At 34.5% G+C, this 14,518-nt stretch carries 8 protein-coding genes; 7 read left to right on the plus strand and 1 reads right to left on the minus strand.

Annotated features, from left to right (window positions below; genetic code table 11):
* The coding region (locus tag V8G56_RS09820) for a T9SS type A sorting domain-containing protein (RefSeq protein WP_395438275.1) at window positions 1-2,322 on the plus strand (2,322 nt) is incomplete at its 5' end.
* A 646-nt stretch (window positions 2,323-2,968) separates the two neighbouring features.
* On the opposite strand, the gene V8G56_RS09825 is transcribed toward V8G56_RS09820, so the two are convergent.
* Window positions 2,969-3,568 carry an RNA polymerase sigma factor gene (locus V8G56_RS09825; protein WP_395438276.1) on the minus strand — a complete coding sequence of 200 codons (600 nt, stop codon included), beginning with the start codon at window positions 3,566-3,568 and terminating at the stop codon, window positions 2,969-2,971.
* 112 nt (window positions 3,569-3,680) lie between these two features.
* On the opposite strand from V8G56_RS09825, the gene V8G56_RS09830 reads away from it, so the two are divergent.
* From V8G56_RS09830 to V8G56_RS09855, 6 genes are all read left to right on the plus strand, one after another.
* Entirely contained in the window at window positions 3,681-4,853 is a 1,173-nt protein-coding gene (locus V8G56_RS09830) for a FecR family protein (RefSeq protein ID WP_395438277.1), read from the plus strand.
* Window positions 4,854-5,011: 158 nt separating this feature from the next.
* Window positions 5,012-8,305: a SusC/RagA family TonB-linked outer membrane protein gene (locus V8G56_RS09835; protein ID WP_395438278.1), complete on the plus strand. Its 3,294-nt coding sequence runs from the start codon at window positions 5,012-5,014 to the stop codon at window positions 8,303-8,305.
* Between the two features lie 12 nt (window positions 8,306-8,317).
* Window positions 8,318-10,036 carry a RagB/SusD family nutrient uptake outer membrane protein gene (locus tag V8G56_RS09840; RefSeq protein WP_395438279.1) on the plus strand — a complete coding sequence of 573 codons (1,719 nt, stop codon included), beginning with the start codon at window positions 8,318-8,320 and terminating at the stop codon, window positions 10,034-10,036.
* A 17-nt stretch (window positions 10,037-10,053) separates the two neighbouring features.
* Window positions 10,054-12,015: a hypothetical protein gene (locus V8G56_RS09845; protein WP_395438280.1), complete on the plus strand. Its 1,962-nt coding sequence runs from the start codon at window positions 10,054-10,056 to the stop codon at window positions 12,013-12,015.
* Between the two features lie 18 nt (window positions 12,016-12,033).
* On the plus strand, window positions 12,034-13,131 hold the full coding sequence (locus V8G56_RS09850) for a PKD domain-containing protein (RefSeq protein ID WP_395438281.1): 1,098 nt from the start codon (window positions 12,034-12,036) through the stop codon (window positions 13,129-13,131).
* An 84-nt stretch (window positions 13,132-13,215) separates the two neighbouring features.
* Window positions 13,216-14,406, plus strand: a complete 1,191-nt coding sequence (locus V8G56_RS09855) for a T9SS type A sorting domain-containing protein (RefSeq protein WP_395438282.1) — start codon at window positions 13,216-13,218, stop codon at window positions 14,404-14,406.
* The last annotated feature ends 112 nt before the right edge of the window (window positions 14,407-14,518 follow it).

Below are 14,518 nucleotides of genomic sequence, written 5' to 3' on the forward strand. Positions count from 1 at the left end.
TGTGATCCTGCTACTAATGCAGCAGCATTTGCGGCATGGTTGGCAAGTTTCTCTGGTAGTGATACTTGTGGAACAGCAACAGTAACTCATAACAGTGCAGGTCTTAGTGACCTATGTGGTGGAACAGGAACAGAAACAGTAACCTTTACCTTGACAGACGAATGTGGCAACAAGATTACTAAAGATGCCACCTTTACCATTGTGGATACTACAGCTCCAAGCATAGATACTGCAGGCAGTGATTTAATTTTAGCTTGTGATGATGGTATTGGTATTGGTGATAGTAATGCAGATTCAATAGCTGCGTGGTTAGCAGATAATGGAGGTGCAAATGCATCAGATCTTTGTGGAAGCGTATCTTGGTCTAACGATTTCACAACTATAAATGATGATTGTGGAGCAGGTGGTTCGGTAACAATAACTTTTACAGCAACGGATGATTGCGATAACCCAACCTCATTCACTCAAGACATCTTGGTAGCATCAATTAATATCGTCAAAACATTTACAGACGACTCTGTGATTGCGGGTGGCAATGGAAGTTACTTTACGTTGGTAGTAACCAATGATGGTACAGCGCCACTAAGCAACGTCGATATTTTTGATGATGTTGACGATCGCCTCACAGTTACGGGTGTTAGTGGTACCGCAGGATCAGATGCCGATTCTGATGGTGATGACCAAACCGTTGAGTGGTCTATTTCATCACTGGCAGTAGGTGCTTCAGAAACCATTACCGTTTACTTTGAAGTGGCTTCTGATGTTGAAGAAGCAGATGGAGTAGGAGGACGTCTCAACTTATTACCTAATGTACCGAATGACGCCACAGTGGATGCTATCGCAACCGACGATAACACTATAAGTGTTAACGACGATAGTAGTGACTCAATAGATATTAAGGTTGATATTGACCTGGATATTGTTAAAACATTTGATCCAACGCATGTACCGCAAGGCACTTTCCAAACCTTTACCATAGTGGTGAGTAATACTGGACCATCAGACGCGGTTGACGTGTCGGTGACGGATTTTGTAAATTCCTCATTAGATATTACCAGTATTAATGTGACTCCTAACGGCACTGGCAGTGGCAGTGGTAATTGTTCAGTAAGTGATACAATAGAGGATGATCAGGAAATGGACTGTACCGTTCAAATTCCAACCGGTGAGTCTGTAACGATTACTGTTGAATACCTGGTAGCACCATTCATCCAAGACGGAGTTTCGCCTTATGGTACAGATACCGCTGGTGACGACTTTTACTTCGTCTTCCTGAATGGTAGTGTTCTGGAAGGATCGACGGCCACTGGTAAAGTGTATCTTAACGGTGACGATATCTCCGGCGATGTAACTATCATTACCAGTCTAACAAGAAACGATATTATCTTTGACCCACCAGGACCAGATCCAGCATTCGAACTGCATCTATCATGTTCCGATCCTTTCACAGGTGGTTGGGGACAGTCTGGTGGACCTGTTCAAGGGGTTGACACGAACTGGCAGATAGCCTATTTCTCGATTGGCCGATATAGCCCACAAGGATTCCTTAAGTCCTGCGGTAATGTGACCAATGATTTTGATATCTTGAACATAGCGGATACAAGCGGAGAAGATTCTTTTGAAACTGAGACGGCAACAGACGACGCCACCGTAACGATTGGTCCTGGTATTACGCTGGACCGTTTACAAACCAATGGTAAACGACTCACAGCGCGTTTGAACAACTTAACGGGCGAGAATAAAACCATTGATGAAGTCTATGTTGTATGGCCTGAAAGTAACGGTAACTTGATCAAGGTCTGGCTCACGTTTGGTAAGACTAATGATTTAATCTGGCAAGGAAATGACGATCCAGCAGAAGCCTTATTGGATGTCACTGATACGGGTTGGATTGGTGCTACGCTTCTCACTGGTGAAGCCATTTTGAGATTCGACTTCAGTAATAAAGTCGTGAGCTCTGGTTACACTATTCGCGTTCACTTTACTGACGGCACGTGGTTAGATATCAATGTGCCAGATGAGTCGGGTACGACTGTGACTGCGACATCGACATCGAAACTAAGTATAGAAACAACGATGAGTATTTATCCTAATCCTGTTCAAACTAGCTTCAACGTTAAACTTGAAGGGTATAATGGCGAATACGCTGACATTGCCATGTATGATACTTCTGGACGTCAAATTATGAAGGTTAAGAAACCATTTGTTCCTAATCAAGATTTGACTATCGACCTTCCTTTAAAGATTGATGAAGGGATGTATTATGTACGATTGATGAATGATTATACAGTGAAAGCTGTTCCTATTGTAGTTTCAAAATGAATTAATAATAGGTATTAACTATTAACCAAAGAGGTTATCTGATAAATTTCAGATAACCTCTTTTTTTGTAGAAAAAACTTATTGAAAATTTAGTTTAAATCTGAAATAAAATTTAATAATGATTAAGATGTACCATATTTTATGGTACCAAATTTAATTTTATCAAAAATTATTAATAATAAGGTCGCCTAAAAAATAACATATCTGTAAAATAAATTAAAACAAAATTTATAAAAAATATAGGATTTAAACCTACGCTTAAAAAATTGGAAAAAAAGGCTCGTATTTAGATAAAATACAAACAGGCGAGTTACAAGGTATACTTTCAACCTAATTGGTTGGAGTTTTTTTAGTTTATATTTTCTTTAGTATTTTTTTCAAAAAAATTAACTGTTAGGTTTGAAATCAGGTCTATCTTGTTCACTAGAACCTTCAACCTAAAAAGTTGAGGGTTTTATTTTTTAGCTTAAAGTTTTCAAGTTTAATTTTATAAAAAACTCGAGTGTTTGATTTGAAGTCAGGTCTATCTGGTTCACTAGAACCTTCAACCTTTTTGGTTGGAGGTTTTTTGTTTTTAAATGTTTTGGAGTTATATGAAAGAGCTTAAAAGCGAATAGTTATTTTATATAATGCAGAAACTAAATATTTATAATTTATTTAGTTTTTTTTGCATTCCAAATATCAAAAACAAAATACCATTCATTTTATCTCCAATTGATTTGCGTAAAATAGAAAAGGCTTTAGTAATATGCGCCTCAACAGATTTTATTGAAACATTTAAGTATTCAGCTATTTCTATATTGGTAAGTCCTTCCTGTTTACTCATTAAAAACACCTGTTTACATTTTGGGGGAAGATTTTCGATTTCTTGTTTAACAAGTTTGATTAATTTTTCTAAGGAGTTTTCATCTTCTTCCTCTAAAATAGTGCTTAAGGCATCAATATATTTTTTTTCTAGGGCTAATACGGCTTTTTGTTTTCTGTATTGATCAATAAACTCATTATAAACAGACCTATATAAATAACTTTTAATTCCAAAATCATCCTTTAGCTTTTGCCTTTGTTTCCAAATACGCATAATAACATTCTGCACAATATCTTCTGATAAATCATGGTCATTAGTCAAACTAAAGGCATAAACACAAAGTTTATGATGATAGTTATTTACTAAAAAAGTATAAGCTTTAGAATCTCCTTTTTTTAAGGCTTTTATTAAAGTAATGTCATTTATAAAACTAATATCCATTTCAGAAACTGATAATAATTGATATTGATTGTTGCGAAAATATAAAAAAAGTGATTATAAAAGTTAGGGTTATGCAAAATTGTAACGTTTTAGTAATATAGAGTTCAATAATATGGAATCAAATAAAATACAAAATATCATAATAAAATATCTTAGTCATCAAGCTAATTTTTCAGAGTTGAATGATTTAGAAAAATGGGTTCAAAATCCTAATAATGAAAAATTGTTCAATTCATATATTAGAACAAATTACGCTATTGATTATAATATGAAAAAATTCAATTCAGAGAAAATAAAGATTGAGCTATTAAAAGAAATAGCAAATGAGAGAAAGGTTTTCAAACTTAAAAGAAGATATCAAGTAATGCGCTTTGCAGCTGCTGCGGTAATTGTTGGATTGCTAACTACAACCTATTTCTTGAGAGATGATTTGTTTAGCAAAACTATCGAGGCTAAATCAATAATAGTAAATACAAATACTATTTTGCCTGGAACTGATAAAGCAACACTTACTTTAGAGGATGGTTCTCAAATCGCTCTTGAAAAAGGTACTTCTGTACAAACACAAAATGCTAGCAGTAATGGGGAGAAAATTATTTATGAAGCTGAAAAACCTAAAACTAGCGAAATTGCATATAACTATTTAACGATTCCCAGAGGTGGCCAGTTTTTTATTAAACTCTCTGATGGAACGCAAGTATGGTTAAATTCTGAATCTCAATTAAAATATCCTGTTAGTTTTATAGAAGGTAAAGCAAGAACCGTTGAGTTGGTCTATGGCGAAGCGTATTTTGTTGTATCCCCAAGTACAGAACACAAAGGTTCTAAATTCAAAGTGCTTAATAAATCACAAGAAGTAGAAGTGATAGGTACAGAGTTTAATATTAAGGCTTATAAAGACGAAAATAATATATATACAACCCTAGTAGAGGGTAAAGTAGATATAAGTATTGAGAACAGAAAACAAAACTTAATACCAAACCAGCAGTTAAATCTAGATTTAAAAACTAATGTTTCAACGATTAAAGAAATCGATGTTTTTAATGAAATATCATGGAAGGATGGTGTATTTAGTTTTGAGGAAAAATCGCTTAAAGATATCATGACGGTTCTATCTCGTTGGTATGATATTGAGGTTGTATTTAAAAATAAATCAATCGAAAAAGAAGAATTTATTGGAATATTAAGAAAAAATCAAAATATAGAAGAAATACTGAACGGTATTAAAAATTTCGGAGTTATTAAAAACTTTACAATTAATGATGAAAAAGTAATATTAGAATAGAAAAAAGGAACGAAGTATAAACAATTCGCAGTGTCATAAACCTCGTCCCTCATAAGAGTATCAATTAAACTAATGTATAATTAACACAAGACAAATTTATGCAAATTAAATTAATTAATCTCCTTTTCCTATTTAGGAAACGGCTTCTATTATTGGTTATGAAAACATTTATCTTTTTAATTGTAACAACTTTTTTTGGCTTCACTAGTGAATATTCGTTTTCTCAAGAAAAGGTTATCATAGAAAAAGATCAATTAGCTAGTGTTAATCAAGTATTCAAGATTATTAAAAAGCAGACTCAATTTAACTTTGTATATCCAAAAGATGCCTTTTTGAATATGCCAAAAGTCCAATTGAAAAAGGGAGAGATTACAGTAATCAAACTATTAGAACAAACTTTTGAAAACGATAATATAAATTTTGAGTTTTCAAAAGACAATACAATTTTTATTAAAAGGAATCCTATAATTAAGGTAAATCCTTCAGATGAAGAAAAACAACAACAGTATCAAATAAATGGTACTATTAAAGATGAGTCAGGTCAACCACTACCAGGTGCCAATATTATAGAAAAAGGAACAACAAACGGCACGCAATCAGATTTTGATGGCGAATTTTCTATAACACTTAAAAATCAAAATGCAATATTAGTTGTTTCCTATATAGGCTATGAAACTATAGAGATCAATACAAATAGTCAAACCAATATTAATATAGTTTTAAAAGAAGATGCTTCTCTTTTAGATGAAGTCGTTGTAGTTGGTTATGGAACTCAAAAACGAGTTACCTTAACAGGAGCCGTTTCGGCTATTAAAACGGAAGAAATTCAAGAATCTAAAACAGCCAATTTAGCCAATAACCTTACAGGTAGAGTGGCAGGTTTGGTTATTAATTCAAGAGGTGGTGAGCCAGGCAGTGATAGTGTAGATATTCTTATTAGAGGAAAAGGCACTACCGGAGATAATACACCACTATATGTTATAGATGGCATTGCTAATCGCGGTAGTTTTGAAAGACTAAACCCTGATGACATTGAAAGTATTTCAATTTTAAAAGATGCCTCCGCAGCAATTTATGGGGCTCAAGCTGCTAATGGAGTTATTTTAGTAACTACAAAAAGAGGTAAAAACGGAAAAACTGTTTTTAGTTTTAACCATAATTATTCGCTTGCGCAGGCAACAAGAAGGCCCTATTTAATGAACGCCCAACAATACCTAACTTGGGTTGATGAGCAAAATAGCAGAAACGGAAGACCGACGGAGTTTCAAAGCGTCATCAGACAATACAGAGATGGCTCTGTCGACAAATCTGTTTGGGGAGATACCGATTGGTGGGATGAAGTTGTAGATAACTGGACACCACAATCTCAATACGCTGCGAGTATTAGGGGCGGTGGCGAGAAAACACAGTTTTATTTATCCGGTCAATTATTAGATCAGGACGCACTCTATAAAGGCGATGCCTACGGATACAAACAGTATAATATTCGATCAAATATTGACACACAATTATCTAATAATTTTAGGTTGGGTTTTGATTTGGCTGCGAGAATAGGCGATAAAAACAGCCCTACATTAGATACTGATGCTTTAATTAGACAAGTATTTGTACAACGCCCCTATGAGTTTCCTTATTTTGAAAATGGTTTAGTAGCTAAAACATCAGCTGGAAACCCAGTTAATTTAGTCAATGGCAATAGCGGAAGCAAGGAGACAAACACTAAAAAGTTTGATTCCAAATTTTCTTTTACATGGGATTTGCCATTTATTACAGAAGGACTTTACGCCTCCGGTTACGCTGCAATAGATTTTTATACGACTACCAGAAAAGATCTTTCTAAACCTTTTGATCAATATGAATATGATGAAGCAACAGGAACATATAATAATTTAAAGTTTCAAACAGGAAGGATTAACTTATTTCAGCAATACAGTGAAGAACTCAATAAAACGTTTCACTTTAAGTTTGGATATAATAAAACTTTTGATAAACATGCTATAAGTTCTTTTATTGCCTATGAGCAATATGAACAGAAAGGAGAGTATATCGCCGCATCTCGGCAAGATTTGATTTCAGAAAATATTCCTTTTTTGTTTAGTGGTTCTGATGAAAATATTCAGAATGATGGTAAAGGATATCAATCAGCAAGAAGAAATTACTTCGGTAAATTTAATTATGCCTTTGATGATAAGTATTTACTTGATATTACTCTTAGATATGATGGCTCAGCCAATTTCGCAAAAGATAATAGATATGGGTTTTTTCCAGCGGCATCTTTAGGTTGGAGAATATCTGAAGAAGATTTTTTTAAAAGTGATTTAGTTACAGAATTAAAATTAAGAGGGTCTTGGGGTTTACTTGGAAACGACAAAGTCCCTAATTTTCAATACCTTCAGTTTTATGATATAGACAATTCTTATATTTTTGGTGAAACTACAATAAGAACCAATGGTTTAACACCTGGAACTACCGCAAATCCTAATATAACTTGGGAAACGGCAGAGAAAATAAATCTAGGTATAGATTTTAGACTTAAAAGAAATTTATTAGCGGGAAGCATAGATGCTTTTTATGAAAACAGATCTGACATACTTGCTCCAAGAAATGCTTCTATACCTATTTTTTCAGGTTTAACTTTACCTGATGAAAATATTGGAAAAGTCTCAAACAAAGGGATAGAACTTCAGCTAAATCATAGAAATACTATCAATGAGGTATCCTATTCATTAGGAGGCCAGTTTACCTATGCCCGTAGCAAAATTAAATTTATAGACGAATCTCCTAACATTCCAGAATGGCAAAGGAGAACGGGCAATCCTGTAGATTATTTAATTGTCTATCAAGCAGACGGTATCTATCAAAACCAAGATGAAATTGATAATTCTGCACATTTCTCAGATGCCAAACCTGGTGATGTAAAATTTACTGATAAAAACGGAGACGGATTTATAACTGAAGACGATCAAATCATTTTAGACAAGTCTCCTACTCCAAGAGTTGTTTATGGAATTACCATGGGACTAGAATGGAAAAATTTTGCACTGAATGTATTATTTCAAGGACAGGCCGGGGCACAAACCATTTACAGACCTTTTGATTTAAATCAGCAAGCATATTTTTATGAAAATAGATGGGTGTCTGAAAACTTTACACCCAATGCGTCTTACCCTGCAGCATATGATTTAGGTAGCAGTAGCTACCAAAATGTCTCTACAATTTGGGTAAAGAACAATTCCTTTTTAAGATTAAAAAATGTTGAATTATCGTATTCACTTAGTCAGGATTTATTAAAATCAATTGGTTTGGAGAGTTTCAGAATTTTTATAACTGGCAATAATTTATTTCTCATATATGATAATGCAAAAATAAATGACCCTGAAAGTAATTCTTCAACAGGTTGGTTTTATCCACAGCAAAGATTAATCTCTACCGGTATTAACTTAACATTTTAAACATAGGATAAAATGAAAAAAATAAAAATAACTATTCTAATCGCCATTCTTTTTTCCGTTGTTTCATGTGCAGAATTAGATTTGGAACCTACTGACGCTGTATCAGAGGTAAGTGTTTGGCAAGATCTAAATCTCATTGAGCTTTATGTAAATGACAGGTATAATGAACTACCTCATGGTTTTAATCAATGGGCTGGCGGTTTACGCCTCACAGGTATTACCGATGAAAGTTATCACATGCATGAAGCTCGGTTTTTAGACAAATATACCCAAGGAGGTTTAACCTCAGGTAATATGTACTATTTCAATGGCTTTTGGTTGGATGCTTATACAGCCATCAGAAATGATAATATTTTTCTTGAAAAAATCGTTGGCTTTACTGGTGAAGAAGAAAGAATAAAAACCCTAACTGCCGAAATCCGATTTTTAAGAGCTTATTTCTACACTGAACTTATTGCAAGATATGGCGGCGTTCCTATAATTGAAAATACTTTTGATTTAAACGGAAGTTTTGATGTTCAAAGAGCCACTTTTGAAACATGTGTGCAATTTATTGTAAAAGAACTAGACTTAGCCATTGAAGATTTACCTAACAAAGCAGATGCTGTAGGTGAGAGTTTCGGAAGAATTACCAAAGGCGCAGCAATTGGATTAAAAATTAGAGCTTTAATGTTCAACGCGAGTCCGCTGTTCAATACAACCAATGATAATACAAAATGGAAAAGTGTTTCTGATGCTTGCGAGCAACTATTCAGTTTAAATCAATATACCTTATCCTCAGATTATAAAGGACTGTTTTTAAACCCTAAGGACTCTGAAGTCATATTTTTCAAACAGTTTATTGATCAATATGGGTCAGAAATTGTTGACGTTCTTTCAGATTACTACTACCATTATACTGGTGGACAAAGAATTGATGAATGGCGTTTTCCAAATGGCGATGGCGGTTGGATAAGCGAAAACCCAAGGCAAGAATTTATTGACCAATACGAAACCACTTTAGGAGAAATACCTGTTTTAGGGTATACAGGTTTAGCAAATAATTTGCAACCCATCATTAATCCAAACGCAACTGATTATAATCCCAATAATCCCTATGAGAATAGAGATCCAAGACTTAAATATTCTGTTTTGTATGACGGAACGTTATTTAAAAGTAGAGAACTTGAATTTTGGGACGGTGGTAAAGACAGTAGAAATACAGAGATAGATTTTTGGTGGAATGGAAGTAGATTAGGTTATGGCATCAGAAAATCTTTAGATGAAAGCTGGTCTTTAGAATCTCCAGCTGGAAGTGGCCAACCTTGGATATATATGCGCCTTTCAGAATTTTATTTAACCTATGCAGAGGCTCAATATCATCTAGGATTTTCCTCAACGGCAGTTGATTATGTCAACCAAATAAGAGGAAGAAGTGGCGTAAATATGCCGCCAATAGATGCCTCAGGTGATTTATTAGCAAAAATAAAACATGAAAGAAAAATCGAACTCGCATTTGAAAGTAATCGCTGGTATGATGCTCGCCGTTGGAAAGATGCACAAACAGATTTTGCTCAAGACATTGTAGCAGTTGAGGTAATCAAAAATGCGACTACAGGTGTAAAGTCATACCGCTATTTTTATTTTGAGGGAAGTAAAGGGAAAAGGAGTTTTCCAGAAAACCATTATCTGTGGCCAATACCCATTGAAGAAATGCAAAAAAGTAGCCTAACACAAAACCCAGGATATTAATTTTTCAAAATTTTTACATGAAAATATTTATTGTACATAACTTATTTAAACTTTTTTCTCTTCATATGTTTTTTATGTTGAGCATTAACTTAATTGTTATTACAAGTTGTGGCACTGATGGTGGTGCAGAATCTCCAACTCCAGCGGACAACCCTGCACCAGACCCTCCCGTAAATAGCGTTTATGCCCTGCCAAACTTAGCTGCTCCTGCACATTATCCGGGTGTTGCTATTTATACCGCAGATATGGGAAAAAACAGAAGTACAGAAGTCAATTCTGAATGGGTTATTAGAAACAGCCAATACACTAATATTTCATCCGAAATAATTAGAAACGGCTACAACGCTATACATAAAATATCTTTTAACAATTTTAAAACGGCTACCGATTATTTGGAATTTGTAGTGGCTATTCATGGAAAATTGATAAATCCAGTTCCTGCACCAGAAGCATTTTTACAAAATTTAAGCGGTATCAGCTTTAGGGCTGTAAGTTATGGTGTACCTATCAATTTAACATTAGAAGCTTTTAGCATAGACGGGTCACTTATTAAAAGTGAAAATTTTCAGATTATAACTTCTGAAATGCAAACTTTTAACATGACAATTAGCAATCAAAATCTGCATCATTTTGGATTTAAAATTCTAGGCGAAAACCAAGACCAAGATACATTTAAAGAAGGTGCATTAGGGATTGATGATATTTATTTAAACAATAGTTCTACATCAGCCTTCCAGCCACCTTCAACAGATGCCCAACTTTTGGATTGGTTACAAAAAGCGAGTGTCAACTATTTTTTATGGAATTATAGAGAGGTAGGAGGCAATCGTGGAATTGTGCTAGAAGCAAGTGATGAAAACAACAGAGTCTCATTATCTGGTTTAGGGTATGCGTATGCTAATTATATATTAGCTGAACATATAAATATGATAAATCCTCAACTTGCAAAAGAAAGAATTCTTTCCATGCTCAAGTGGCAGCAAGGACAAAACTGGTTTAATGGTTCTGCAGGAATTTATGGTTTTCCACTACATTATTTCAATGCAGATGGAAGTGGGATGTACCAAAGTGATGCCGCAGCAATAAGCACCATAGATTGGGCAATATGTGCGGCTGGTATAAGAACGGTTAAACAAAAATATAGTACAGATGCCGAAATTGTAAATATTTGTGATGAATTACTAAACAGGCCTTTATGGAAAGAAACGATTCATACCAATACAAGTGATTACTATAGATTAGGCAGAATATCTAAAGGATTTAATGCAACGCTTGGGCAGAAAAACGGACAAGTATGGGCAGATGCTTTTTCTGAAGAAACTGAGCTTATTTATTTAGAAGCTTTAGCCTCTGGAAAAGTAAACGATTTAGACCTCAATAGAATTTACAGAGAGCAAAAAAATGGCTTTTATGTAAGTTGGTTTGGCTGTGGTTTTACTTACAATTGGCTACAACTATGGACAGGTGCTACAGAACCCTATAAATCAAATAGTATGGCAGCTTTTACAGCTGATGCTGCCACATCTAGAACAGCTTTTGCTAAACCTTTAATGGGTCTTACAGCTTGCGGAACACTATCCAATATGGAAAGTAATGGTTTTATTAATTGGAATAATTATATAAGCAACCAAGGCGCTTCTGTTTCAGGAGCTAATTCCTCTGAAGTAATTCAAATATCTCCAGCCCCTTATGGTGCTGCTTTGGCTTTGGCTTTTACACCTTCTCAAGCCATTGAAGCCTTAAAATCTTATTTAGCAATGGGTTATTACCATCCGCTTTTAGGCTTACCAGACAATATAAGAATAAACAATTTGCCACAAAATTTAAAGGTAACGGTTCCCAATTGGAATCCTTATGACATTAATATTGGCCCTATGGCTATGGCAATAGATCAACATGAACAACATGTGATAGCTAATTATTATATGAGTGATGCGGCTATTGCTGATAGTTTACAAAAATTAAAACAATCTTTTTAAAAATAATAAAACTATAAAATGAACACAAAAATTTTGATTTATGCCTTTGCAGCTATTTTATTATTGCTTGGTTGTGACGACAAACATACCTATCCTGATGAAATTGTCTTTGACCCTGATGTAAGTACAACTCAAACCAATTTAGGTCAGGAAGTGGTTTTTACTGACTATTCATCGGGTGTAGTTTCTAGATTATGGACATTTCCAGGAGGTACCCCAGCGACTTCTACCGATCCAGAAGTGAATGTTAGTTTTTCTAGCGTAGGACTTATTACTTGTACCATTGAAAATACGTTTTCAAATGGGATTACAGAATCGAAAAACATTTATGTTCAGGTAGGAAGCGGGCTTATAAATTTTGATGTAAGTGCTTATAAAACTGACGCTTCTCAACCCATAACATTTACAGATAATTCAAACAGTGTTGCCTCAAGAGTCTGGACGTTCCCTGGTGGTACTCCAACCACTTCAACTGATGCAGAAGTAAGCGTTAGTTTTGGACAAGAAGGTCCAGTTGTATGTATCTTAGAAGTTACTTTTTTAAATGGCATTACAGACACACAAGAAATCAATATTCAAGTCGGAAACGAGCAATATGTGAGATCTGTATTTGGGTTTGAAGATAGTACGTTGGCAACTGAAATGTGGGAAACTTGGGTTTCAAACGGTACAGACGCCATGGTATTTAGTGTAGAAAATTCTGCAGGAGAAGGCGCTTTAGGCACCAATGGTTTTGCTAAAATTGTTATTAACACTGCCAATGTAGAATCTCAGTTATATACAAAAGGGAATATTGGTTTTCCTAATGCGGTGCTAGAAAGCAACAAAAAATACGAATTTAGTTTTTATGTAAAAAGCGCTGATTTTAATCAAGTGACCGCAGCCGAAGTAACGAATCAAAGTGATATTCAGTCTTGGAAAAACTTCGCCTGGTACAGTCCTATACCTCAAGTTACAAACGAATGGTCTTTTAGAACGGTTACGTTCCAAACAGGTGATCTTACACAAGTTTATTCAGAAGGCAGAGCTACTAATGCCTATACGCAGTTCAAATTTGTTCAACCAGCAATAGGCACTATTTATATAGATGAAATTTCGCTTAAAGAAGTCCCATAATAACAAAACCATAAGGCAATTAATATATAATTAGTTGCCTTACAATAATTTCAAACTTAAACACTAATCTTAAATTAATCTATTATGAAAACAAAAATTACATTTAAAAATTTCTCAACAACTGCAATAATTGCATTGTTACTATTTGGTTTTAATGCCAAAGCGCAAACCTATGTTTATAATGATGGAACTTCATCAGGCATTTTCATTGATGGTGGTTCGGAAGTATCAAATCCAAATTCAGATGGGGTAAATTCTAGTACAACTTGTGCTCAGTCTGGAACTGGGTGGCAGAAAATAGAATTTTTTCCTACCTATACTCCTGTGAGTGGAGATAAAATTTACTTTTCGGTATACAACCCGAACAATGTAGTATCAGCTCAAATTAAATTCGACTATACAAGTGGTAGCACTGAGGTTTGGGGAGGCAATGTAACATATGATGTAGGTGCAACTTCTGGATGGGTAGAACATAGTCTTGACCTTACTGCTCATGTAGGTAACGAAATAAATAAAATATGGTTATATTTAGCAAGTGGGGAGGCAAACTCTGCTTATGTTGACAACGTTTATTTTTATACAAGTTCTGTTTTAACTTCACCAGCGCAAACCTATGTATATAATGATACCATATCGTCAAATATTTTCATTGATGGTGGTTCGGAAGTATCAAATCCAAATTCAGATGGGGTAAATTCTAGTACAACTTGTGCTCAGTCTGGAACTGGATGGCAGAAAATAGAATTTTTCCCTACCTATACTCCTGTGAGTGGAGATAAAATTTACTTTTCGGTATACAACCCTAACAGTGTAATATCAGCTCAAATTAAATTCGACTATTCAAGTGGTAGCACTGAGGTTTGGGGAGGCAATGTAACATATGATACTGGTGCAACTTCTGGATGGGTTGAGCATAGCCTTGATCTCACTAGTCATGTGGGTAATGAAATAAATAAAATATGGTTATATCTAGCAAGTGGGGAGGCAAACTCTGCTTACGTTGACAATATTTATTTTGGAACGTCTTCTACGTTAAGCACTAATTCTATTGCGCAAATTAATAACAGAGTTTTTATTTCAAAAGGAGGTAGTGTCCATTTTTACAAAGAACAAAAAAACACATTTTTATCAATATATGACATAACTGGTAGATTAATTCTTGAGGAAAAAATAAATGGTAAAAAAGGTGAGAAAGTATTGAATCATAAAGGCATTTATCTTTTAAGAATTAAGTCTGAATATGGCGTTAGCTCACAGAAAAGTGTGTATTATTAGTAGTTATTAAGTAGTATGTTGTTTAATATTACTGATTTGAGTTAGTTGATCAATTCATGACATAATAAGGCCCGATAAATACTTCGGGCTTTATTTTTCAATACATTAAAAA

This window comes from Gaetbulibacter aquiaggeris, from assembly GCF_044003965.1.
GTDB lineage: Bacteria > Bacteroidota > Bacteroidia > Flavobacteriales > Flavobacteriaceae > Yeosuana > Yeosuana aquiaggeris.